Origin of the sequence: Nocardia carnea (assembly GCF_029868855.1) — a bacterium.
Taxonomy (GTDB): domain Bacteria; phylum Actinomycetota; class Actinomycetes; order Mycobacteriales; family Mycobacteriaceae; genus Nocardia; species Nocardia carnea_A.
The window spans coordinates 1-23,766 of sequence record NZ_JARWOV010000274.1 but is presented as its reverse complement, the minus strand read 5'-3'; the positions used below and the strand labels follow the sequence as shown (position 1 = coordinate 23,766).

20 protein-coding genes are annotated in these 23,766 nt (G+C 66.7%); 9 read left to right on the top strand and 11 right to left on the bottom strand.

Going from position 1 to position 23,766, the window contains the following annotated elements:
• Positions 1 to 382: 382 nt before the first annotated feature.
• Positions 383 to 1,339: a TAXI family TRAP transporter solute-binding subunit gene (locus QH195_RS28450; RefSeq protein WP_280437654.1), complete on the top strand. Its 957-nt coding sequence runs from the start codon at positions 383 to 385 to the stop codon at positions 1,337 to 1,339.
• Between the two features lie 18 nt (positions 1,340 to 1,357).
• On the opposite strand, the gene QH195_RS28445 is transcribed toward QH195_RS28450, so the two are convergent.
• Entirely contained in the window at positions 1,358 to 2,749 is a 1,392-nt protein-coding gene (locus QH195_RS28445) for a sensor histidine kinase (RefSeq protein ID WP_280437653.1), read from the bottom strand.
• A gap of 45 nt (positions 2,750 to 2,794) precedes the next feature.
• Positions 2,795 to 3,457 carry a response regulator transcription factor gene (locus QH195_RS28440; RefSeq protein WP_280437660.1) on the bottom strand — a complete coding sequence of 221 codons (663 nt, stop codon included), beginning with the start codon at positions 3,455 to 3,457 and terminating at the stop codon, positions 2,795 to 2,797.
• A 602-nt stretch (positions 3,458 to 4,059) separates the two neighbouring features.
• Between QH195_RS28440 and QH195_RS28435 the strand changes: the two genes are divergently transcribed.
• Both QH195_RS28435 and QH195_RS28430 read left to right on the top strand, forming a co-directional pair.
• On the top strand, positions 4,060 to 5,001 hold the full coding sequence (locus QH195_RS28435; RefSeq protein ID WP_280437652.1) for a TAXI family TRAP transporter solute-binding subunit: 942 nt from the start codon (positions 4,060 to 4,062) through the stop codon (positions 4,999 to 5,001).
• A 214-nt stretch (positions 5,002 to 5,215) separates the two neighbouring features.
• The gene (locus tag QH195_RS28430) at positions 5,216 to 6,130 is read left to right on the top strand and encodes a TAXI family TRAP transporter solute-binding subunit (protein ID WP_280437651.1); all 915 of its coding nucleotides are present in this window, start codon (positions 5,216 to 5,218) and stop codon (positions 6,128 to 6,130) included.
• A 78-nt stretch (positions 6,131 to 6,208) separates the two neighbouring features.
• Here QH195_RS28430 and QH195_RS28425 read toward each other — a convergent pair whose 3' ends face one another.
• The 5 genes from QH195_RS28425 to QH195_RS28405 form a co-directional block, all read right to left on the bottom strand.
• Positions 6,209 to 6,673, bottom strand: coding sequence for an RDD family protein (locus QH195_RS28425; RefSeq protein ID WP_280437650.1), 465 nt, complete (start codon positions 6,671 to 6,673; stop codon positions 6,209 to 6,211).
• Positions 6,674 to 6,768: 95 nt separating this feature from the next.
• Entirely contained in the window at positions 6,769 to 8,403 is a 1,635-nt protein-coding gene (locus QH195_RS28420) for an FAD-dependent monooxygenase (protein WP_280437649.1), read from the bottom strand.
• Positions 8,400 to 9,455 (bottom strand): methyltransferase, encoded by a 1,056-nt coding sequence (locus tag QH195_RS28415; RefSeq protein WP_280437648.1) that lies wholly within the window; start codon positions 9,453 to 9,455, stop codon positions 8,400 to 8,402. The genes QH195_RS28420 and QH195_RS28415 overlap by 4 nt, the downstream gene beginning before the upstream one ends.
• A 763-nt stretch (positions 9,456 to 10,218) precedes the next feature.
• Positions 10,219 to 10,725 carry a hypothetical protein gene (locus QH195_RS28410; RefSeq protein WP_280437647.1) on the bottom strand — a complete coding sequence of 169 codons (507 nt, stop codon included), beginning with the start codon at positions 10,723 to 10,725 and terminating at the stop codon, positions 10,219 to 10,221.
• Between the two features lie 1,382 nt (positions 10,726 to 12,107).
• Positions 12,108 to 12,785: an Rv0361 family membrane protein gene (locus tag QH195_RS28405; RefSeq protein ID WP_280422629.1), complete on the bottom strand. Its 678-nt coding sequence runs from the start codon at positions 12,783 to 12,785 to the stop codon at positions 12,108 to 12,110.
• A 502-nt stretch (positions 12,786 to 13,287) separates the two neighbouring features.
• On the opposite strand from QH195_RS28405, the gene QH195_RS28400 reads away from it, so the two are divergent.
• Positions 13,288 to 13,839, top strand: a complete 552-nt coding sequence (locus QH195_RS28400) for a dihydrofolate reductase family protein (protein ID WP_280422630.1) — start codon at positions 13,288 to 13,290, stop codon at positions 13,837 to 13,839.
• A 30-nt stretch (positions 13,840 to 13,869) separates the two neighbouring features.
• Here QH195_RS28400 and QH195_RS28395 read toward each other — a convergent pair whose 3' ends face one another.
• The 4 genes from QH195_RS28395 to hpnE form a co-directional block, all read right to left on the bottom strand.
• Complete coding sequence (locus QH195_RS28395; RefSeq protein WP_280437646.1) at positions 13,870 to 16,083, bottom strand: acyl-CoA dehydrogenase; 2,214 nt, start codon at positions 16,081 to 16,083, stop codon at positions 13,870 to 13,872.
• A 126-nt stretch (positions 16,084 to 16,209) separates the two neighbouring features.
• Positions 16,210 to 16,722: an SRPBCC family protein gene (locus tag QH195_RS28390; RefSeq protein ID WP_348536874.1), complete on the bottom strand. Its 513-nt coding sequence runs from the start codon at positions 16,720 to 16,722 to the stop codon at positions 16,210 to 16,212.
• A gap of 122 nt (positions 16,723 to 16,844) precedes the next feature.
• Positions 16,845 to 17,495, bottom strand: a complete 651-nt coding sequence (locus QH195_RS28385) for a TetR/AcrR family transcriptional regulator (protein ID WP_280437645.1) — start codon at positions 17,493 to 17,495, stop codon at positions 16,845 to 16,847.
• A gap of 9 nt (positions 17,496 to 17,504) precedes the next feature.
• The gene (hpnE, locus tag QH195_RS28380) at positions 17,505 to 18,893 is read right to left on the bottom strand and encodes a hydroxysqualene dehydroxylase HpnE (RefSeq protein WP_280437644.1); all 1,389 of its coding nucleotides are present in this window, start codon (positions 18,891 to 18,893) and stop codon (positions 17,505 to 17,507) included.
• A gap of 66 nt (positions 18,894 to 18,959) precedes the next feature.
• Here hpnE and QH195_RS28375 point away from each other — a divergent pair, with 66 nt between their 5' ends.
• The 5 genes from QH195_RS28375 to QH195_RS28355 form a co-directional block, all read left to right on the top strand.
• A complete protein-coding gene (locus QH195_RS28375) occupies positions 18,960 to 20,186 on the top strand; it encodes an oxygenase MpaB family protein (RefSeq protein ID WP_280437643.1) in 1,227 nt (408 codons plus the stop codon).
• Positions 20,187 to 20,293: 107 nt separating this feature from the next.
• Complete coding sequence (locus tag QH195_RS28370) at positions 20,294 to 21,382, top strand: ADP-ribosylglycohydrolase family protein (RefSeq protein WP_280437642.1); 1,089 nt, start codon at positions 20,294 to 20,296, stop codon at positions 21,380 to 21,382.
• 129 nt (positions 21,383 to 21,511) lie between these two features.
• Positions 21,512 to 22,273 (top strand): SDR family NAD(P)-dependent oxidoreductase, encoded by a 762-nt coding sequence (locus QH195_RS28365; RefSeq protein WP_280437641.1) that lies wholly within the window; start codon positions 21,512 to 21,514, stop codon positions 22,271 to 22,273.
• A gap of 205 nt (positions 22,274 to 22,478) precedes the next feature.
• Positions 22,479 to 23,351: an acyl-CoA thioesterase gene (locus QH195_RS28360; protein ID WP_280437640.1), complete on the top strand. Its 873-nt coding sequence runs from the start codon at positions 22,479 to 22,481 to the stop codon at positions 23,349 to 23,351.
• A gap of 126 nt (positions 23,352 to 23,477) precedes the next feature.
• The coding region (locus tag QH195_RS28355) for a hypothetical protein (RefSeq protein ID WP_280437639.1) at positions 23,478 to 23,766 on the top strand (289 nt) is incomplete at its 3' end.

Sequence of the window (23,766 nt, the reverse complement as noted above, 5' to 3'; positions counted from 1 at the left end):
CAGCCTCCTGTTCGCAGCATCTCGAGGGCGCGAACTCCGTTACGATGTTCGGCCATCTCCGGAGGTGTTCCCGCCACCGGCGAACCCTGGCGTCCGAATCCTGTCCACTATGGATAGCATTACTTTCCACGGAGTTTTCGCGGTGGCGACTGCTGACCAGCGTTTCGGCAATGCGCCCGGAGAAGTAGGGTCTAGGAAAGCTATACATGTACGGCAGCGATCACCAATCGCTATTGCCCATCCCCCAACCCTCCGGATGCGGAAATCATCGAGTTCCCTTGCGGCGCTTCGCCGTGTTCCAGCCTGAACTGCGGACTGCCCCGAGGGCACGGCACAGCCACCGACGTATGCTCGCGACCCACCGGGTCCGGTGAAAGACACCGTGGCACGGTCTCGCTCCGATGTCTTTCCGCCGACCCCGGACACAGCACAGATCAGTCGGCGTGGCGCGTTCGGCCTCGCCGCCGGTATGGCGGTGGCTCTCGCATCGTCGGGTTGCGCAGGCGAGGACGACCCCGTCCGGCTCGGCTCGGCACAGCCGGGGGGACAGTTCCACCACTTCGCGTCAGCACTCGCGGACGCGGCAGCCTCGCACAGCCGGATCCGGATCGAACCGGTCGTCACGGAAGGATCGGTGACCAATCTGCGGCTGCTGGCACACGGTGACATCGATGCCGCGCTCGTGCTCGGCGATTCGGTGCCTGAAGATACCCGGGCCGTGGCGATCGGACGCGTTCACGAATGCTATATCCAGGTCGCGGTCCGGCCCGACAGTCCGATCTCACGGCTGGCAGACCTGCGCGGACGACGGATCGACCTGGGGCTGGCCGGGTCCGGATCAGCGCGCACCGGGGTGCGGCTGTTGCGCACTGCGGGACTGCGGCCCGGTATCGACCTCACCGTCGAGCACAGATCTCTCGCCGCGGCCGTACTCGCCCTCCAGAGTCGAGAGGTGGACGCGATCCTCTGGGGTGACGAGGTCCCCACCCCGGTATTCGACCTCCCGGTGCGGCTACGCCTGCTGGATCTCGCCGACTGGGTGACCCCGATGCACCGCCGGTTCCGCTACCCGTACGACCAGGTCGCTGTTCCCACCAACACCTACCCGGGTTCTACGGCCGTCGATACGGTCGGCGTACCGACACTGCTGCTGACATCTCCGCACCTCGGAAATCGCACTGTTGCCGCGGTCGCCGAGTTATTGCTCGACCGCGGTGAGCAACTCGTCCCCGCACATACAATGAGTTTCCAATTCCTCGACCGACGGTGGCTGGTCGGCACCGGGCAGGTGCCCCTGCACCCCGCGGCCGCCGCGTATTACCGCACCGGGCATGGTTGATCAGTGCGGCGAGCACCACTACGGCACCCCCGGAAGGCGGACCTCGACCCGTAGGCCCTGCGGTTGTACCGACTCGATCGCCAGCTCGCCGCCGTACCGCGTAGCGAGCGCCACCGCAATGGGCAGGCCGAGGCCGGTGCCACCCGTTGCTGCGGAAGCGCCGCGGAAGAAACGGTTCGCCAGCTGATCCAATTCGGCCGGTGCGACGCCGACCCCGTCGTCGGTAACTGCTATCCGGACGCCGGCGGGTTCGGTTTCCACGGTGACCCGGGTGTGCGCACCCGGCCCCGCGTAGCGGGAAGAATTGCTCAGGAGCACGTCCAGGATCTGCTCCAGAGCCTGAGCCGGTGTCGCGACCGTGGTCGAGTCCGGCGTCGCGGACAGGTCCAGGATCAACACCATCTCGGCGGCGTCGAATGCCGGACGCCATTCCTCCACCCGATCAGTGACCACCGGGCACACTCCGCATTCGCTGGGCCAGTCGGCATCAGGATGCGTTGCCGCGAACCCGGTAGGGGTTTCGGCGACTGCCAACCGGAGCAGTCCGTCGAGAACCGCGGCGAGCCTGTCCACTTGATAAATCGCGCGCTGATACGCCGCCGCACTCTCACCGGGGACGAAACGCTCCAGCGATTCCAGCCGAATCGCCAGGGCTGCCAGTGGGTTCCGGATGGCGTGTGCCGTGTCCGCAACCAGTTGCCGTTGCGCGTCGACCGACTCGGTCACCGCGAGGGCCATCGTATCGAACGACCGAGCCAGCGCCCGGACCTCCGGCGGGCCCCGATAATGCCGCTGCATCGCTGTGGGCACGGTCCCCGCCGCCGGTGTTGGCAGCGAACCGGTGAGATCGCGCAGCGAACGCGACAATCGCCACAGCGGGCCCAGTATCCACCGGCTCACCATGACGGCGACGAGGGCGAATACCGCCATCGCACTGAAGGACAGCAAGGCGATAACGGCGAAACCGTTACGAATATCCTGCTTGGCCGCACTCGTGGATGCCTCGATCAGCACCGCGCCGTCCACCCGGATACCACTGCCCACGGGGAGCGCGACAAGCATGGTCGATGGACCCTGTAGACGCAGCCGCTGCGGCGGCTGCCGGGGGTGCCGGTTGCGCCGCGCCTCGGTAAGGCTCGCGATTACCGCCGGGTCGTCGGCCGCGACCCCGGTATTCGCCACTTCCCGACCCGCTGCGTCGACGACGACCACTCGATCGCCGTACAGATCGCTGTACCGTCGCATGGCCAGCACCAGACCGCTGTTGTCGCCTGTGGCGATAGCTCGGGCCGCGAGATCAGCGAACCACTCGGCGTCGACATACCGGCTGAACCACAGTTCCTGAGTTCGAGCGGTAGCAGACGAGAGACCCCATGGGATGGCGAGACCGGAGACGGTCAGTGCCGCCATGACCACCAGTATCGCGACAAGTCGATTACGCATCCCGGCCCGCGCTCACGGACCCCAGCGGTACCCGAATCCTCGGATGGTGGTGATCAGACCGGGTCGTCCGAGCTTGCTCCGTAGGGTCGAGATGTGGACATCCAGGGAACGGGATACCGCCAGGAATGCGTCACCCCACACCTTGTCCATCAGCACTTCCCGGCTCACCGCGCATCCCGCCCGACCGACCAGGACTTCGACCAATTCGAATTCCTTCTGAGTGAGGTCCACCTCGGTTCCGCCGGCGGTGACCGTACGCGCGGCAAGATCCACCCGGACGTCGCCGGTTACCACTGCGTTGGCCGGTTCGCTGTGGTGCACCGGCTTCGCCCGGCGCACCACCGCCTCGAGGCGGGCCATCAACTCGGCGACACGCGGTGGTTTGACCAGGTAGTCGTCCGCCCCGATCCGCAGGCCACGGACCACGCTGCGTTCATCGTCGCGGGCGGTCAGGATGACGACCGGGATTGCACTCACCTCGCGCAGTTTGCGCAACACGTCCAGGCCATCGCCGTCCGGGAGGCCGAGGTCGAGGATCACCGCGTCGTAGCCGCGGTGACCCAACAGCAGGTCGGCACCCCGGGACTTCCTCTCCGCGCGGTACCCGTACTCGCCGAGGACCTCGACCAGTGCGGCGCCGACATCGTCATCGTCCTCGACCACTCCGATCCGGATCCGCCGGTCGGCCGTCGAGTCTCGGTCATTCCGCGTACCCATGACCTGGCCAGGGCTGCCTGTCGTCTCGCTGGTCACGAACCCACGCTCCTTCGCCCCGGGACGGAGCGCCCACGGAACCCACCCGTCGTTTCGACGTCCATCATTGTCAACCTTCCCGGTAGCGGGGCGTTCCCGAACGATCTGCGTTCCGCACAGACAGTCGCGGAACTCCGGCCCGCGCGTTCACGGTCGACTACCGGCCCGGTTCGGAAAAACCCGCCCGCGCCCGTGGGCGGATCGCCACCCATACCATCGAACTATGTTTCGGGATCGCATTTCAAGGTGTCACCAAAAGTTATCCGTGACTTGACATCCCGAAAAGCGGCCGCCGCGTCACCCGCTGATGACCGTATGCGGGTACGGGAAGGACAACAAATCGTGCGTTCCCGATCGTCCCCTCGGCACATCCGGTTCGACAACACGATGGCAGACCGCCGTTCCGGGCAATCAGGGCGCAACCACTGGTGGGCTGCGCTAATCTCTGCACTGTTGGTGACACGGCGAACGCCACGTCCTAGACCGGCACGCCGATCGGGTTGAATCGAGGAGCGCAGCGGTCCATGTTCGGTAGCGCTGCTCGTACGGCGGCGATTACCCGCCGTAGATTTCTGGGCACCGCGTCCGCGGTTTCGGCCGCAGCCGCTGCCTCAGTGGCTTGTGGTGGTACACCGCACCGAATCCGGCTGGGCACCGGCCTCGAAGGGGGCCTTTTCCACGAGTTCGGAAGCAATCTGGCTGCGGCGGCCACGCGTTCACAGGCGTTACGGATCACTACCGTGCCCACCGCCGGTTCGGTGACCAATCTCGAAATGCTCGAACTCGGGACGATAGACGCAGCACTGGCTCTCGCCGATGCGGCCGTGGCCCTCGGCACCCGCGGATCCGCAATCGGGCGTCTCTACGAGACCTACATCCATCTGGCGGTCCGCGGGGACAGCTGGTTTCAGCACATCGGCGACCTCCGCGGTGCCCGGGTGGATCTCGGGATAGCAGGATCCGGCGCGGCGCTCACGGCCGACCGGCTCTTCCGAACCGCGGGAATGGAACCAGGTATCGATATCACCGTGTCCCACCACAAACTCTCCGATGCCATCCGCGGGCTGCGCTCGGAAACAGTCGACGCAGTTGTCTGGGGCGCCGGAGTGCCGACGCCTGATATTCAGGTGCCGGCACTCGTTCGGCTCCTCGGCCTCGGAGAGTGGGTGCAGCCGATGTGGGAGCGCTATCACTACGCCTATGACCGAGTCCCGGTTCCGGCGAACACCTATCCAGGTACCGCCGCATTCGAAACGATCGGCGTGCCGGTCCTGCTGCTCGCGGCTCCCGCGCTGCCCGAGAGCACGGTGGTAGCCCTCGCTGATGTTCTCCTGCACCACAGCGGCGCACTCATGTCGGAACGCGCGCGCGGATTCCAATTCTTCGATCGGCGCTGGCTGGTCAGCACCGGTGACATTCCACTGCATCCAGCCGCCGCCGATTACTACCGTAGCGAGCACGGCTGACCGATCTGCCACTGCACCGGATGGCCCCATCGGCACCGCAAAACCCGGCACTACGGCCGATCGGGTCCTGGAACCAGGGCAATCACTGGCTACCCGGAGATTGCTGCGCTAGCCTTCAACCTGTTGACAATGCTGCCCGGATCCATTCAGGCAGCAGTTCCATGGATTTCGAGGAGCGCAACGATCGATGTTCGGCAGCGCTACTCGTGCGCCGATGATCACTCGGCGACAGGTTCTCGGCTATTCAGCCGCAACAATCGCGTCCACCGCGGCAGGATATGCGGATACCGAACCAGCATATATCCGGCTGGGTTCCGGACTGCCCGGCGACCTGTTCCACGACTTCGGAGCCGCGCTGGCCACCGGGGCGAAACGTTCTCCGGTCATCCGGATGCGCGATATTTCCACCACCGGATCCGCGACCAACCTGAAACTGCTCGAGCGCGGCGCTCTCGATGCCGCACTCACCCTCGCCGACACCGCGGCCGCTGTCGGTACCCGAGCGCTCGCGGTCGGCCGACTCTACGAAAGCTACATCCATCTGGCTGTGCGCCCCGAGAGCGGAATAACCCGGATAGCCGACCTACGAGGCGCCCTGGTCAATGTCGGCGTACACGGTTCGGGCGCCGCCGTGACCGCGGAGCGGATGCTTCGAAGCGCGGGTTTGGTACCCGGCACCGATTTCGGAGTGACCCGGCGCGCACTGACCGAGGCACTTCCAGCGATCCGATCCGGACAAGTCGATGCGATCATCTGGGGCGACGGCATACCGACGTGGAGTATTGCCTCGACTGTTCCTGCCCTCCGAATGCTCGACCTCGGCGAGCGCGTACAGCCGATGCGTGACCGGTTCGGCTACCCGTACGATCGGGTCCCCGTTCCCTGGAATATCTATCCCGGTATCTCCGGATTCGAGACCATCGGCGCACCGGTCTTGCTGCTCGTGGCGCCCCGGGTAAGCGATCGCACGGTACGCATCCTTGCCGAAATCTTGCTGCACAACAGCCACACACTTGTCCCGGAACATGTGCGCGGCGTCCAGTTCTTCGATCGGCGCTGGCTGGTGAACACGGGCAGTATCCCCCTGCACCCCGCCGCGGCGGCCTATTACCGAAGCCAACACGGCTGACTCATCCCGCGAGCACCATATTTGCGAGGGTCCGGTCTCGGACGGCTTCGACCCGTGAACCGTTGTCTGCCCGGCAACTCACCGCCGCTCGTCGCGCCGGCGGATCACCCGCAGTCCGTTCGCCTCACCGATTCCGCCGCCCTCCTCCGCCAGCGTTGCCGCCACCAGCAGCACGAAACCGAACAGCCACCGGCCCACCGCACGCCAGAAACCGGACCTGCGCCCGGTGGTCGCCCGGACCACCCGCAGTCCGAACAGAAGCTTGCCGAAACTGCCTCGGAGCAGCACGGTGCCGAATACATGGTTGACGAAAGAAGCCGCGAACGCGATCCCGATAGCCGCCGGGGCGAACACCAGGTCGGTCAACGAATACTCGAGCAGCCCCGCGACCACCGCTACGGCGACCCCCGGAGCCAGCAGTACATCGACGACGGCAGCCCAGATCAGCCAACCTTCCCCTGCCTCTTCCGGGACGCGCACCGGTGCGGGCCGTGACCGGGATTCGTGCGGCACCTGTGCCTGGCCAAAGCGATATACATTCACCAACCCAATTCTTGCCGACCGAAGACTGATTCACCCGTCTCACAATGCCGGAACCCCGCCGGCGACCAGAATTTACGGAAGCTCGAGGTTGATTCCTATTCCGCCGTCGGGGGTCCGCACCCTGCTCCACGCACACGGTCGATCAGTTCCCGGGGAGATTCGGGAACCGCAGTGCTGTGCCAGGCTACGTACTGGTCGGGCCGGATGAGGAGCAACGAACTGCGGTATCGCTCGATCGCCGCCGGGGACAGCAGTTCGAGAACCCGCAGTGGCACCCCACAACTGGTGGCCGCACGCACGATAGGCTCCGGATCCGGTGCCTGGTCACCGATACACAGCAGCGTGAAATCGCGTCCCAGTCGATCGTAGATCGGGGTACCGTCCTCCAAGACCAGATGCGGGAGCCGCGCACCCGCGGTAACGGAGGGATGATATTCCGCGACGGTGAACTCGGGGGGATGCCGATCGGCGGCGATCAGCGGCGACCCGTAGTAGTGATAGCCGAAACTGAGACCTACCGGAGTGAACTGGCCGCTGTCCGCGACCGCCACCTCCCTGCCGAGACGCTGCCGCGAGGCGATTCCGGCGACGCTGTCTTCCTCGTTCACTTCGGCGCTCACCAAGTCGAGCAGGCCCTTACCGATTCCGGTGGCTAACCCGGAAACGGCTTCGGCGACCGGTCTCCGCTCGGCGTCGTATGCCGCGAGCAGGTCCGGTCCACCCCAGCCCTGGTGAACAGCGGCGAGCATCCAGGCCAGATGCATCGCCTCGTCGATGCCGATGTTCATTCCCATACCCGCCATCGGCACCCACAGGTGCGCGGAGTCGCCGGCGAGGAACACTCGTTCGCTGCTGTACCGATCGGCGACGAGGCGCCGGCCGGTCCACCGCTCGATCCCCAGCACCTCATGCGGTGTCGGACGCCCGATCGCCTGCGTCAGCAATGATCCCGCGTCGATCCCGGCAGTATCGGTCCCGGCGGGAGAGAACGCGTGGATGAGCCAGTGTTCGCGTCCGTCGACGGCGACGGTCACGCACAGCACCTCCCCGTTGACCGACCATGTCATCCAGGCAGGTGGACTGACGAGTTCCGCGAGTTCCGGCGCGCGGTAGAACGCGGTGACGGCCTGCAGCACTGTTTGGTCACCGGTCAGTTCGATTCCCAGCGCGTTACGTACTGTGCTGCCGCCACCGTCGCAACCGACCAGATGGTCGGCGGTGACGGTCCGGGTTTTCCCGGTGCCGGTCGAGCGTACGAAAGCGCGGACACCGCGGTCGGTCTCCTCGAATTCGTCCAGTCTGCTGCCGCGTTCGATGCGCACATGCGGAAAGTCCCGGCTGCGCTCCAACAGAATGGGTTCGACGTAGAGCTGCGAAATCCGATGCTGCGGCTCGGCGGTCGGTCCGCTGTGGCCGGATCCGGCGGTGGCAAGTATCCGGGCCGACGACGGAAGAGCGATGCGATGCAGCTCCGGGCCGCAGATACGGGTGCGATAGCTGACGTCGGTCGGATAGTCTGCGGGCAGCCCTGTGGACCGGATACGACCGGCGATCCCCAATTTTCGGAAATGCTCCATGGACCGAGCGCTGAACGAACTCGCCCGCGGCACTGTCGGCGACCGATCGGTCTCCTCGAGCAGTAGGCATGGGACATTCCGCCGCCCCAGTTCCAGGGCGAGAGTCATTCCGACCGGGCCACCGCCGGCGATCAGCACCGGTACGTCGTTCACCGGCCCGTTTCCGCACTCGCCGCAGTGTGGTCGCGCCGTACGACCTCCATGATCGCCATGGAACTGTAGGAAGCCGTCGTCCGCACCCGGATGAGCGTGAGATCCGCCGAGTCGAACAGTTGCTCGAACTCCTCGCGGGTGCGTTCCCGGCCGGTAAGGGCAGCGAGCATCATGAGGTCCAGCGACCAGACATAATGCGGCGTATTGGGCGGCGGAGCGATACTCTCCGCGACCAGCAGCCGGCTTCCGGGCGGCATCACCTCGCGGCATCGGCGCAGAATGCGGATACATTCGTCGTCGTTCCAGTCGTGCAGAATATGTTTGAGAATGTACAGGTCGCCGCCGGCCGGAACGGATTCGAAGAAATCCCCCGCCTCGGTGACCCACCGGCCCGCCAGTTCCGGGGTGTCCAGCAGATGTGTGCCGAGCACGGGCGCGCGGTCGTACAGCAGACCGGTGGCCACGGGATGGCGGGTAAGCAGCAGTGACAGCAGGCCGCCGCGGCCACCGCCGACATCGATGATGCGGCGGAAATCCGATACATCGAAGGTGTCGGCGATCGCGGCGTCCTGCGGCGCGGAGTAACTCACCATTCCCGCGTCGAAGATCGCCGCGGCGTCCGGATGCGCCGCCAGATGTTCCCACAACGGGACTCCGACAATCTCGTCGAGAGTGGAACTGCCGCGCTGGAGGCTCGCGCCGAAATTGCCGGCCGCCTGCCAGAACATCGGCTCGGTCAGGAAAACCACGGCATCTCTCAGTGATCGGGGCGTCCCGGTGAGCAGTCGTTCGGCAGCCGCAGTGAGATGGAACCGCCCGCTACCGTCCTCGTAGAACGTCCCGGACCCGGCCAGGAATCGCAGGGTCCGCTGAAGTCCGGTGGCGTCCACACCGGTCAGGTCCGCCAGTTCGGCAGCGGTCCGGGGTTGCTGGGCGATATGGTCGGCGATATCGAGCCGTACTACGGCACCGATAGCGGCGCTCGCCAGGAATCCCATGGTCAGGGAGAGGACTGTGCGGTCAGGGGCGGGATCGTGGGATCCGATATCCATGATGACTGTCTTTCGCGAAGGATCTGCCGGATGCGCTTCGATCGGCACCTCGACCCGCTCTGTCGCCGGTCGTCCGGATCGCAGGGCCGATGAGCAAGCGCTGGGAACTACCCCGCCCCGCACGGTTGCCGTCCGATCGCCCGACCGGCAACCGTGCCGCTCTGCGGAGCGGTACCGATGTTTCCGCCTGCCAGCTTTTTTCGCACGCCGAAGCTGCAGACTTTTGCATTTACTTTGGATTGGAGGGAGCACCGACAGCGTGGTTCGCGGCGCCGTGAACTCCGGCGGCGCCCACCATCGGGACGGACCATCAAGTGATGAGTATCCGAGAACGGGACCGGGCTTGCGTAATCAATTGCCATTCAGCATATTTCGAGAAGCATCGCCGAACCGACCGTACGCCCGCCATATTTCGCAATCTTCAGCTGATTCTTCGTCACCCTTGAAATAACGGGGAGTAATGCCTGGGGGAAATCAAAGAATTCTTAAGTCTTGCGGCCGGAAATGCGTAAGACAGTCCGGTGACGATATTCTGCCACGGCGACCACCACCCGCCCGGAGCTGGGGGTTCTTCGGGAGGTGGTGGTCGCAACAGCCGAGGCAGGCCCAGAACCGACGGGGGCCGGGCCTGCCTCGCGCTCGCCTGCTACATCGTGCGCCGGGCATCGCCCCCAGCGGCCGCCGACCGGGCACGGAGCCGGGTGGCCCGGCGCCGCGCCCGTATCGATCGGGAACCGAAAACCGCAGGTTCGGAGTCGGCGAGTTATCGGTACAGCGCGACCGACCGGTCGGCCAGGACGAGAGCGGCGCCGGAGTCGTGCTCGTAGAGCAGATCGGCGGTGACTCCGCAGGCCGCGGCCAGATCAGGGACGAACCGAGCGGGCGCCAGGTCCACACTCTCCTCGGTGAGCCGCAGTGCACGCCGGGCATACTCGAGTGCCTCGCCATCCTGGGCGAGCCGAACCGAATGCAGACTGTGCCGGCGCAGGCAGACAGCCAGTTCCGGCTGGTACCGGCGTAGTTCCGCCGTCGCCAGCGTTTCCCACCTGGCCACCGCACGCGAACTGGGTTCCAGTGCGTGCCGAGGCTCACCGGCACTCGCCAGTTGCCGAGCGTGATCGATCAGCGCACCCGCAAGAAATCTTGCGCAGTCACTGTTCTCGGCGCAGATGCGCTCGTATAGGTCGACAGGACGATGCGACAAGCGCAATACTTCACCGTCCGCGGGGTCCAGTGCGGGCAACCAGCGGGCCCGGTGCCACGCGCCCACGCCAGATTATCCGACGGCTCGTCGGTCTCCGCCGCCAGTTCTTCCCAGTACGACACCGCTCGCGCGCTGTGCTCGAGCGTCTCGGTGAGACGACCGTGCGGAGATCACCGGCCACCGCCGCCACGTATTCGCGAATTACCCGATTGCCGTGGTCGTCTCCGAGGAAGCAGATCTGGAAGTCGGCCGATAACGCCCGATGGTCGAGTGGCTGACGATCGCTACCGCGCTGGTCAAGGTCATTACCTGGCGTGCGGGTGCAGACGAAGGCGAGCGGCCGAGGCCATGTGCCTCGGTACGGGCATCGAGGACAGCGTTCATCAGATCGAGCAGTGCCGGAGGCGGCTCGTCGGATCCTGCGAAGCGGCGACGGATCTCACGCACCACATCCTCCGGGCCACTTCCCCCCACCGATGGCGGCGAGAACGCAAGCACGAATCTCGGCGAGCACATCATCGACGTCCACTGTAGGCCCGGTCCGCGCCTGCAGTTCCGCCAAAATCCGTGGCCGCAACGCCGCCTCGTGCTCAGCCACGATGGCATCGGCGTGCTGATCACCGCCGTCGATCCGGGATCGGCGGCACGGTGGGGCGTCGGCACAATCGGTTCCCAGAAACCGGGCGCTGTGGCCTCAACTACCGGCCCAGGGGTCCCCTTCGCCTATCTCATGGATTGCACTGCAATCCGGCCCCGGTTCCCCGCCGCCTCGATCACAGATACCGTCACCTCCGTGACCGACCCGTCGCCACGCCGGACATCGCATCGAGTCGCTGCACCGATACGGATCTGGAGCGTGTGCGGGCATTCGGCCAGGAAGAATCCCCACCCTTCCTGTTCTGCCAGAAGATGTTCGACCGCGCGTTCGAGATCGAACCGCCCGAAGCATTCCGCCGTTCCCATCATCGAGTAAGTGCAGGCGCCGAGAAGTAGGACAGCACCGACTGCCATCGATACCGGAAGCGCGGCGATTCGCACGTGGAACTCCTTGTCGGGATCCGGCTCGCTTTTCGAACATCCGGGACTGATTCCGGACTCGGCGAGCGTCGTACTCCGACGATGCCCCCTGAAGCTTTCCGTCGACTTACCGAAATCTTTTGCTCAGCCGCCTTTTTCCTTGCACGGGTGGCAGAATGTGCACCCAGGGTGGGCAGGTCCGACACCCAGGGTTGATTGCGCGCACCGCGCTGAGTCGGCCATGCGCACAGGCCTGAGTGAGCTACACGTATCCGCGTCGCCACGTGTATCCGCAGAAGTTGAAAGGGCGGATCGCGCAGAAATGGTCGCCGACTCCAGGCGGAACGAGACAAGGCCCCGGCCCCGGAAATATCCGAGTCGCCGAGACCTTGTTTGTTCGCGAACCGTTTCGCGGATTCTTGATCCCCGGGTCAGAATCCCGGAGTATCGACCTCGATATCGGGATCGAGGATGCCGCACACCTTCCAGCCGCCGTCTTCCTTCACCAGATCGTAGGTCGCGGTCGAGGTGGTCTCATCGCCCAGCAGTTCCATGGTCATCTCCATGGTGAACGTCCCGGAATCGCTACCGGAGGGCACGTCCACGCTCTTCAACGTGGTCTTCGGTTCCGGCATGCTCGACGGCGCACCCGTCGGCGCAACGGGGTTCTGGCTCTCGAACTGCTCGATCTCGTCCAGATCCGCCTGGCACACCAGACTCTCGGGGTCGCCGTCCTGGTCCACCCAGGCCTGAGCCACATCGCGGGGATCGTCGTAGCCACCGCCGAGGGCGCTGCCGCTACCGCCGCTGAAGAGGAAGAACGCTCCCGCTCCGAGAGCGATCACCACGACGGCCACAACACCGATGATGAGTGCGATCTTGCCGCCGCCACCCCCCGAGCGGCGCGGCGGCTGACCGTAGCCTCCCGGACCGCCGTACGGTGGCTGGCCCGGCGGCGGAAACTGCTGTCCGTACTGCGGCTGCCCCGGATACGGCTGCCCTGGATACGGCTGACCCGGCATCGGTGGTTGCCCAGGATAGGGCTGGCCGGGAGGCATGGGCTGACCCGGCTGCTGCTGGTACGGATTCGGTGGTTGCGGGTGGCCCATTCGGAAGTCCTGTTTCCCTTGCTGTTCTGCGCGGAACCGGTTCGGCGCCGCGTCCTCACTCTGATTGCCCCACGGCGTCGTGGTGTTAACACTGTTTTCCGGAGTTACTGTACGTACGGTCGCCGTGACCGTGGTCCCACGGTTCAGGAGTTACCTTCGCTCGGCGACCGGTTTCACCGGCTTCGAAGTTGCCGGGTCGGCACGGCGTTCCCGGTGGTTCTGCCGAGCGTCCGGCCGAACTCCACGGCGGCGGCGATGCACCGGGTAGCGCGTCCGGGATGCTGCGCGCCCAGTGCGCGCCGTCGTCCACCTCCCTCACCCGGTACCGCACCTGCCTATCAGAGTTCCCACCCGCGATCCTCGGGCTGCACTCCCGCAGATGGGAACGCGCATCGGAAAGATCACCGGGGACCGATGAGAAATCCCCGGCTGTGACGTCTACCCGAACAAGAACGATAAGCCCGGGGCGGCACACACCGAGCCGCCCGGAAAGGACATCACCATGGGAACGATCGCCGTGCACGAGTTCCTCTCGCTCGACGGGTCGTACGAGGACCCGTCGTTCACCTTCGAGTTCGGGTTCGACCCGCAGATGGGTGAAACACTCGCCGGAATCAGCGGCTCCGCGCAAGCCATCCTGCTCGGACGCAACACCTTCGAGATGTTCGCACCGGCCTGGTCGACCCGTACCGTCGAGGACGACCCGGGTGCCCCGTTCTTCAACGACACCATCAAATATGTGGTGGGCGCGCGGGAACCGCAGGCCGAATGGGCCAACAGCACCTCACTCGGTGCCTACGATCCCGGCAAGATCCGCGAGCTGAAGGCCGAGATCGACGGGACCATCTACATCAGCGGCAGCGGCACCCTGGTCCGGGCACTGCTCGCGGAGGGACTCGTCGACGATCTGCACCTTTTCGTCTACCCGATCGTCCTGGGCAAAGGCGAGAAACTGTTCACCGACGGTGTCGACGCCACGAAACTCGAGCTCAAAGCGCACGACGTCTACGCCAACGGTGTGGTGCACCTGGACTACGGGCCTGCTCGGTCCTGAGCCGGACGTGGCACCCGCCGAACCACACCTCTACTTCCGCGGCAGGCCCATCACGAGGGTCGCGATGGTGTTCAGTTGAATTTCGAGGGTGCCGCCGCCGATCACCCAGGTCGGGATATCGAGCTCGTGATGCACGGGTTCGGATATCGCTTCGCCGAGCGCGGCCGCCGGGCCGATCAGGTTCAGCGCGGCGGCCGCGGCATCGGTGTGCAGAATCGACGCGGCAGCCTTGGCGACACTGGTGGCGGGGCCGACGGCGTGACCGTCCAGCCGCCGGATCGTCTCCCGTAGATTCATCGCGGAGATGGCGGCACCGCGCGCACTGATCCGCCCGAGCGTCCGCACCGCGTCGTCGCGGGTACCGGCGTATTCACCGCGCTCGATGATGCCGCGAATCCGCTCGTTGTGCCCCGGATCCCGGACGCCACCGATGAACAGGCGTTCCTGTGCCAGGGTTTCCAGGGTCAGCGCCCACCCCTGGCCGGGTTCGCCGAGCACCATCTCGTCCGGCACGAACGCATCGTCGAAGAACACCTCGTTGAATTCGGCGTCGCCGCTGGCCTGCACGATCGGGCGCACCTCGACACCCTCGGCGTGCATGTCCACCAGGAACATGGTCAGCCCCTGATGGCGGCCCGCCTCGGGGTCGGTCCGCGCCAGCAGCAGCCCCCAGTCGGCGCGATGGGCGAGGGTGGTCCAGATCTTCTGACCCTGGAGCCGCCATCCACCGTCGACCCGGGTTGCGCGCAGGCTCAGCGATGCCATATCGGAACCGGCCTCCGGTTCGCTGAACAGCTGGCACCAGATCTCCTCGCCGCGCAGTGCCGGGCCGGCCAGCCGGGCGAGCTGTTCCGGGGTGCCGCGGTGCAGCACGATCGGCACCACCCACTGCCCGATCCCCATGGAAGGCTGGGCGATACCGTGCCGGTCGTATTCGTCCTGCAGGATCAGCTGTTCCAGCGGGCCCGCCTCGATACCGAAGGGTTCGGCCATCGGCGGGGACACCAGACCGCTGTCCGCCAGCAGGGTCCGGCGGGGGCCGGTGTTCACCGCGTCGTGGTCGCCGACCTTCGACGGATTCGGATTGTCCAGCTGTGCCGCGCGGTCCAGGATCTCCGATACCAAGTGGCGGAAGGTCGAATCCGTCTCCGGCAGCGGCACGGCGAAGGTACGTGGACCCTGTAGAGCGACATCACCGAGCCGCAGTTCCCACGTTTCCACCGGCCCGGCCAGACCGGCCAGCGCTATCGCGCGCCGCCAGTACAGGTGCAGATCGTGCTCCCAGGTGAAGCCGATCGCCCCGTGCAGGCCCAGACATTCCACCGCGGCGTGGACCGCGTTACCGAGCGTGGTCAGGACCGCACCCGCGACGGCGTGGGTACGCTGGCCGGGTTCGTCGACGAGCCCCCGTACGGCGTCCCAGGCGGCGGCCGTGGCGAGTTCGCTGGTGATCAGCAACCGCGCGGTGCGATGTTGCACCGCCTGGAAAGCGCCGATCGGCCGGCCGAACTGGACACGCGATTTGACGTATTCGGTGGCGGTATCGCTGCACCAGCGGATCACTCCGGCCGCCTCCACAGCGAGGAACGCGGTGGCGAGGGCTTCGGCCCGATCGGTGTCCAGTTCGATCGGCGTACCCACGGCCACCTCGTGGAACCGGACCACCCCGAGGTCGCGGCCCAGGTCGGCGCCGTCCTTCGGTTCCACCTCGACGCCTGCGGCGTCGCGTTCGACCAGGTACCACCGGGTCTCGGTACCGGCGGTCGCCGCCACCACGAACAGTTCGGCCGAGGCGGCACCCAGGATCACGCCGGTTTCGCCGGTGAGCCTGGGTGCGTCGCCACCGGTTTCCGCGGTGAATCCGACCTGGTGTTCCGCGCCGATCACCGCGCCGGGTGCGCCCTCGGCGATTCGCCGCAGCGCAGCGCCGGCGGAATCGCCGGCCGTCCCGAGCACGGCACCGGCGATCGCTGTCGGCAGCAGCGGGCCGGGTAGCAACGCCCGGCCCGATTCGGCGAGTACCACGGCGAGATCGTCGAGTGTTCCGCCCTGGCCGCCGACCGCTTCCGGCAGATGTACGCCGGTGAGGCCGAGTGCGACCAGCTCCGGCCAGAATTCCGGCAGGTTCCCCTGTTTCAGGCGATCGGTGTGCTTACGCGTGTAATCCCGCGCGGCATACCGGTCCGCGAATCCGGCGACGGTTTCGGCCAGCGCCGCTTGGTCGGCGGTCAGGGCAACGGGCACGGCTATCACTCCGGTCGTGGGTGTCGGACAACGATCCCGGCTCGTGCGGGATATCCAGATTAGAACACGTTCTACTTACCTCGGGGCAAATCCGGACGAAAGCGGAGGTAGTAAGCCCTTCGCCACTCAGCCGGCGGCCTCGAGTTCCGATTTCAAGCGATCCAGAGTGCGGCGGATATTGCCCTTCTGGAATTCGGCGAACCCCCGCTTACCGGTGGCCACCCGGTCGAACCACAGGGCGGGGGTATCCGGCCACTGAGTGCGGTCGTCGTACCAGATCTCGGTGATCCGGGTCCCCTCGGCGACGGCTTCGAACCGGTATTCCCAGGTCGCCACGGCCACCGGCAGCAACGGTTTCCACAGTCCCCACCGGCGCACCTGGAAGGCGAACCGGCTCGGCCGCTCGGCCGCGGTGACGGTGCATTCGGTATGCCACCGCATCGTCCCGCGCCGATTGGCGCCCACGAAGGTCATTCCCGGGTAGGCCGGCCGGCCGGGTTCCGCAACCACCGCGCCCGTGTTCTCCGGGCTCCACCGGCCCATCTGCGTGACATCACTCACCGCGTCGTAGGCGGTACCGGGGTCGGTGCCGACCACGATGCTGTCGGACACCTCGGTGGTCCGGGTTATCTTCACCACGGCGCTAACTCCTTGTCGGGCCTCGTCGTTGTCGATCCTAGGTACCGACGACCCGGGAGGCCGCGGGAGCAGATCCGTATCCGCAGCACCCCGCGCGCGAATCCCGGGCGCCCTCCACTTCGCTACGACCCGACCGCACGCCGCGGCGGGGAGAGCTCCTCGCTACCGGCGTCGACGGCCCCGGATCTGATGCCGTACTTCATCAGCGGCACGATGGCGGTCCGGATGAATGCCCGCGCCGCCTGCTCGTCGTCGAAATCGATTCCCGCGGTGGGGGTGAGCATCAGCGAATGAGCCATCCGGGCAACGAGTTCGGCGACCGGGCGTGGGTCGTAGCGGGCCAGCACGCCCTGCTCCTGACCGGCCGCCAGCACACCGGCGATGTACTCGATGCCCTGGGAGACCATTTCCTCGCCACGCACGGTGTAGAAGCCCAGCGCCTCCTCCGGCGCCACCGCCAGCAACTGGGTCACCAGCGGGTGGGTCCGGGTGAGCCGGAGTACGAAGAGGACCGTTTCCTCGATCTGGGCATCGGTGCCCTCGGTCGTGGATGCGATTGCCGTCGCCTCCGCGAGTACTCGCGCGATCTCCCGGGACAGCGCCGCCTCGATCAACGCGTCTTTACCGGAGAAGCGGCGGTAGAGGGTGATCCGGTTGAGCCCGCAGCGGCGGGCGATATCGTCCAGACTGCTCCGCCGGATGCCGACCTGCAGAATCCGCCCGAGGGTCGCGTCCAGGATCCGCTCGTCGACTTCGTCATAGGTACGGAACATGTAGCGGAATTATAGACCGCGTTTCATTGTGTCCCGGCCCTCGCTCGAGGTATAGGCGAGTAGCGCCTGGACTGCCCGCTCCGCGCTCTGCGCGGCGCTCTCCATCGTGGCCGACCAGTCGGTCCGGGTCCAATCACCGGCCAGCATCAGATTCGGTACCGAGGTCCGCTGATCCGGGCGCAAACCGGCGGTGCCGACGGCCTGGGAAAAGGTCGCCTTGGGCATTTTGACGACCTGGGCGTGCACCAGCTCCGCCGCCTCCGCCTCCGGGTAGTAGCGGCGGATCAGCGCCAGTTGCTCCGCGACGATCTCGTCGTTGCTCTTGTGGATCTGTTCGTAGGCGCCACTGGTGGTGAGGCAGTACAGCCAGGAGCCGTCGGGGGTGCGCCGATGCATCCGCTGCCGGTCGAAGACTTCGTCGATCACCCCGGTACCGCCGATCAGCGCCTCCATCGCCGACTTCGTATCCAGCGGCCGATCCAGGTACAGATTGGTACTGACGATCGGAGTGGCGCCGAGCTTGTCCGCGGCGGCATAGATTTCGGCGTGTTCGGGCAGATCGTCGAGTAGGCCGTGGATCCGTGAATTGGGAACCGCGCACACCACGGCGTCGGCCGGGATCTCGGTACCGTCGACCAGTTGCACACCGGTCGCCTGGCCGTCGGTGACGACGATCTTGCGGGCAACGGTCCGGTACCGGACGTCCACTCCGTACTTTTCGAAGATCCGTTCCGCGCCGGTGATGTAGAGCGTGTCCAGATCGACCGTCGGGTAGCCGATGGTGACGCCGGCCCGGTCCTGCACACCGATCCGGATACCCGTGGCCAGCACATCGGCGAACACTTTCGCCGATTCACGCTGCACCGGCTCGGCGGCGATTCCCAGCGCCAGCCAGTCCCACAGCGCCTCCCGGGCCTTCGCGGGCATGCCGACGCGTTCGAACCATTGCTCGGTGGTGATATCGGCCAGGTCCGCCGGCTGGAACAGGGCCTGCCGGCCGAGCCGGACGGTGGCCCGCAATGCCCGCAGCCGATCCAGCGGCCCGGCGTCGGGGTGGGCGCCCAGCAGAGTGCGCACGACTCCCGGACCCGAGGTGCGCAACCGGACCGCGCGGCCGCCCGGCCAGCGCAATGTGCCGCCCCCCGGAAATTCCACGTGGTCGCGGGTGCCGACGCTCTCCAGGTAACGGAACAGGCTGCGATAACCGCTGGCCACCACATGCTGACCGTTGTCGGAGAGGTCACCGGTCTCGGGAACCTGCAGCGCTTGGGTGCGCCCGCCGAGCCGCGCGCGGCGTTCGAGCAGCGTCACCTGTTTCCCGGCCTCGGCCAGCCATACCGCGGTGGCGAGCCCGGCCAGCCCGCCCCCGATCACGACGTATCGGCGGGAATCGTTCATGCCGCGCTCCGTCTCACCATAGACCCCATCATTGACACAATGTAACGCACTCAATACATTCGTTTCATGGGTTCTGAAGACACGGGTGCCGAAATCCCCACCCGACACCCCGCCGGGCCGGTCGCCGTCCCGGGGTTGAAACCGTTCGCCATGCTGATGGGCATCGGCGCACCGGACGCCCGGCGCTGGGCGGCCATGGGCGAATCGTTGCTGATCGGCGACGAACCGATGGACGCCTTGGTCGACTGGATGATCGGCAGCGGGATGAACACCACCCGGCCACTGTTCGAACAGGCTGTGGCCGGCGGAATCGATTCGGTCGCCGACGCACCGCAGCCGCTGCGCGAGTTCTTCACCGCCGTCGAAACCCCGCCGGACTGGCTGGACGAACAGATGCTGCGCCGCGGCGAACAGGTGCTGCGGCGCGGCGGCTACGACGGGCTGTATCTGGCGCGCGATGTCTCCTTCCTCGGCGGCTATCTGGCGTCCGGATTCAACAAAACCCTGCTGCGCACCGGCGCACTCGAAAAAGGCCCCGCCCAGCGGTTCGCCGAGACGATGCAGTGGGCACTCGACGTCCAGAACGGCATGGGCAGATTCGAACCGGGCTACCGCTCGACCCTGCATGTACGGTTCGTTCATTCGCTGGTCCGGCGGCACGTGAGCGCCATGCCCGACTGGGATCAGCGCGCCTGGGGTGTGCCGATCAACCAGACGGATATGGCCGCGACACTGGTGGGCGCGCTCATCGCGCCGTTCGTCGGCGGTCTGGTGATGGGGATCGTGCCCTCCCGCGACGACCGGGAGGCCGCGGCTCATCTCGCGCGCTACGTGGGCCGGTTGATGGGAGTCGCGGAGGAATGGCTGCCGACCGGATTCCGCGACAGCGTCCGGATTCTGTACCACACGATGACAGCCATCACCAATCCCGACGAGACCACCCGGCAGCTCGCCCTGCCGATGGCCAACGACCCGCTCACCTGGCACTACCCGAACCTGCCGTGGTTGCGCGGCCGGATCGCGCGGGCTCAGCACCTGTCGATCTCCAGCATGTACCTGGGGCCGCGCGCCATGCGCAAACTCGGCCTGTGGCCGTATATGCCGCCGTGGTATCCCCTGTTGCGGGTACCGGTCAACCTCGCGCGCAGTGCGGCCACCCGGGTGAGTCCGGCCGCCCGGCAGCGTGCCGAGGAACGCGGACTGCGGGAGCAGGCGGCGTTCCAGAAGCTGCTCGTCGGCTCGGGTCCGGCCGACGTGGGGATGTCCGCACATCACCTGCAGGCCACGGCGTAGCGAGCACGCCGCAGCACGCTTCCGGCACCATGCGGCCGCGCCGCGCGCTGCACCACCGCACTGGAACCTGTTGGCCTGCAATGGCGGGACTGGAATGATCGGCGATCGTGCGTGACTACGAGATACTCGTCGACAAAGTCCGTGGAGCCTTGGTGGGAGGTGCGGTCGGGGATGCTCTCGGATGGCCGATCGAGTTCCTGTCCCGGACCGAGATCCTGCGCCGGTACGGCGAATCGGGGGTCACCGGATTCCTGCCCGGGCCGGTGCCGGACGAGCCGGCCGGGATCACCGACGACACACAGATGACGCTGTTCACCGCCGAGGGACTGCTGCGTTGCGCACCCGGTAGCGACCCCGTTCCCGCGCTACGCCGCGCCTATCTGCGCTGGCTGCAGACCCAGCAGTCGCCGGGGCCCGCTCCCGACCCCGACGGGTGGATGGCGGCGCAGCGGTTCCTCTATGCCGTCCGGGCACCGGGCAACGCCTGTATGACCGGACTGCGGCGGCAATCCGCCGAGTTGCTGGCTCCGCGGCCGCTCGGCGTCGAAGGACCGGTGAATTCGCATTCCAAGGGCTGCGGGACGGTGATGCGCTCGGCGCCGTTCGGGTTGACCGGTTCGGGTCCGGTCGCCGCATTCGATCTCGCAGCCCGTTGTGGCCAGCTCACCCACGGCCACCCGACCGGCTATCTGGCCGCCGGCGCCTTCGCGGCACTCATCGATCACTCGGTCCGGGGCGTGGAACTGCGCACGGCGGTGCGGGAGGTGGTGGCGCGGCTGCGCACGATCACCGATGCGGAGGAAACGATCGGCGCGCTCGAGCTCGCGGTCTCGCTGGCCGATTCGGATCCGGCGTCCGCCGGCGGTGTCGAACAGGCCGGCCAGGGCTGGATCGCCGAAGAATGCCTCGCGGTGGCGGTTTACTGCGCCGTGTCCGCGCAGCACACCGGTGATGTGCGAGGCGCACTGCTGGCGGCGGTGAACCATTCCGGCGATTCCGATTCGACCGGCGCCGTGGCCGGCAACCTCCTCGGAGCCGTGCACGGGCTGTCGGCGCTACCCGTCGAATGGGTGGGCGCGGTGGAGGGGCGCGACCTGTTGATCCAGGTCGCGGACGATCTGGTGACCTGTTTCCACTACGGCGACCGGGCCCGCGTAGCCGAGAGGTATCCGCTCGACCCCGCGCCCGTCGGCTGAGCGGTTGACCAACGGTTTCACCGAAACTTCTGCGAAACAATTGGGGACGGGCTCCTCGGGCGGATATAACGTAACCGGGCCCCATCGGCGATCGATGGCCTGTGCCGTACACCGAGAAGGACAGGAAATATGGAGATTCAGGGAGCACGTGCAGTCGTCGTCGGAGGCGCCTCCGGAATGGGCCGGGCCAGCGCCGAATTGCTCGCCGCACGCGGAGCGAAGGTCGTCGTCGTCGACCGCACCGCCAGTGCGGGCAGCAAGGTCGCCGCCGACCTCGGTGGTTCCTTCTTCGAGGCCGATGTCACCGATCACGCCGGTGTGGAATCCGTCCTCGCCGAAGCGGTGCAACAGCTCGGCGGGCTCGATATCGCGGTCAACACCGCCGGCGGCGGGATCGCCAAGCGCACACTGTCCAAAACCGGGCCGCACGATCTGGAATCGTTCCAGCAGATCATCAACTTGAACCTCATCTCCACTTTCAACCTCAACCGTTTGCAGGCCTGGCATATGAGCCAGGGCGAACCGAACGCCGACGGGGAACGCGGCGTCATCGTCAACACCGCCTCCATCGCGGCCTTCGAGGGCCAGATCGGGCAGGTCGCCTATACCGCCGCCAAGGCCGGCATCGCCGGTATGGCGCTGACCATGGCCCGCGATCTGGGCTCGGTCGGAGTACGAGTGCTGGCCATCGCGCCGTCGCTGTTCGATACCGGCATCCTGGCCGGTGTGCCGGAGGAAATGGTCACCCCGCTCGTCGCGGGCAACGCCTTCCCGAAGCGGATGGGCCGGCCGGACGAATACGCGAAACTGGCCTGCGCCATCGTGGACAACGCCATGTTGAACGGCCAGTGCCTGCGCCTGGATGCCGGTATGCGGTTCGCCCCCAAGTGAATCGGTGAACTCGCCGCGGAAGTCACGGCCGTCCGCGGCGGGTCGCCCGGGGCACTGCGCACCGGAGGAACACCGCGAACCATAATATTTCCCGGCGTAGGTTGCGGCGCCCGGCGCCGGCTATACGCGCCGGACGAGAGTCACGGCGCTACCACGCCCGCTCGAACACGCGGCTCATGGCCGCATATCGCCATTGGAGGTGGCCATGAGCCTGGAAGCCGTGCGACCCGCGGAATCGGTGGCCGATCGCCTCACGCTCGAACGCCTGGGCGAGTACCGGTTCCTGGGACGAACCCACGACGGCCCCTCCCGGCGCAGCTACGGCGGTGAAGTCGCGGGTCAGGCGGTGCTGGCCGCGGGACGTACCGCACCCGCGGACCGGCCGATCCATTCCGCGCAGACCTACTTCCTGCTACCCGGCGACACCACCGTACCCACCGAATTCGTGGTCGAACCGGTGCGCGACGGCGGTTCGTTCTCCACCCGGCGGGTCGAGGCGCTCCAGAACGATCGGGTCATCTTCACGATGCTCGCCTCCTTCCACCGCACGGAAGAAGGTCTCGAACATCAGATCGCGGCGCTCGACGCCCCGGAGCCCGAGGAGTTACCCGATATCGCCACGGCTTTCGCCGGATATCCCGACGCGGTGAAGTGGACCTCCACCTTCCTCGACGCACTCGGCGTCGACGCCCGGTTCCCGGAACCACCGGCCCGGGCACAAGCCATGCGCGGCGAGGCGTCCCCGGCCCGGCAGCGAGTGTGGTTGCGGACGCGGGCACCGCTGCCCGGCGCACAGCTCGAACAGGCGGCCTGCTTGATGTATCTGAGCGATCTGCTCCTGCTCTCGGCGGCCACCGGCCCGCACGGCGAGGAATTACGGGACCGTGATCTCCAGGTGGCGACCGTCAACCACTCCATTTGGTTCCACGCACCCCTGCGGGCCGACGACTGGTTCCTGCACGATCAGTACGGCCGCTGGGCCGGCGGCGGCCGCGGACTCGCTCACGGCGAAATCCTCGACCGATCCGGGCGACTGTGCGCGACCACCATGCAGGAAGGCCTGATCCGGCGGCGCTGAACAGCCACCTCCCCCGCGGTACCGCTTGTGGTCCTTCATCGCGGCCTTCGCGAGGGGCGATATGCCGACGCAGCCGCCGCGACGGCCGGCACGCGGTGCGGCGGTGAGCAGTCGGCCGGAGCCGGAATGCCGGACCTCCTGGCCCTCGGGACATCGACCGCGGTCGGCCGCACCGGATCGACACACTCGGCTCGGCATGTTCCGGCACGGGCCGATCCGCTATCGCGGCCGATCCAGTACTGCCGCTTCGCCGGCCGCTTCCGCTGCGGAGGGCGTGATAAGGCCCTACGCAGCGGCGTCGGCCGGTTTAGCCGGAGCTGTTGTGCCGAACGTGAATTACACGCCGGTCAGTTCCTCGGCTACCGCCGGCTCACCTCGGTGATCGCCGCGCGCAACGGCACCACCGAATCGACCT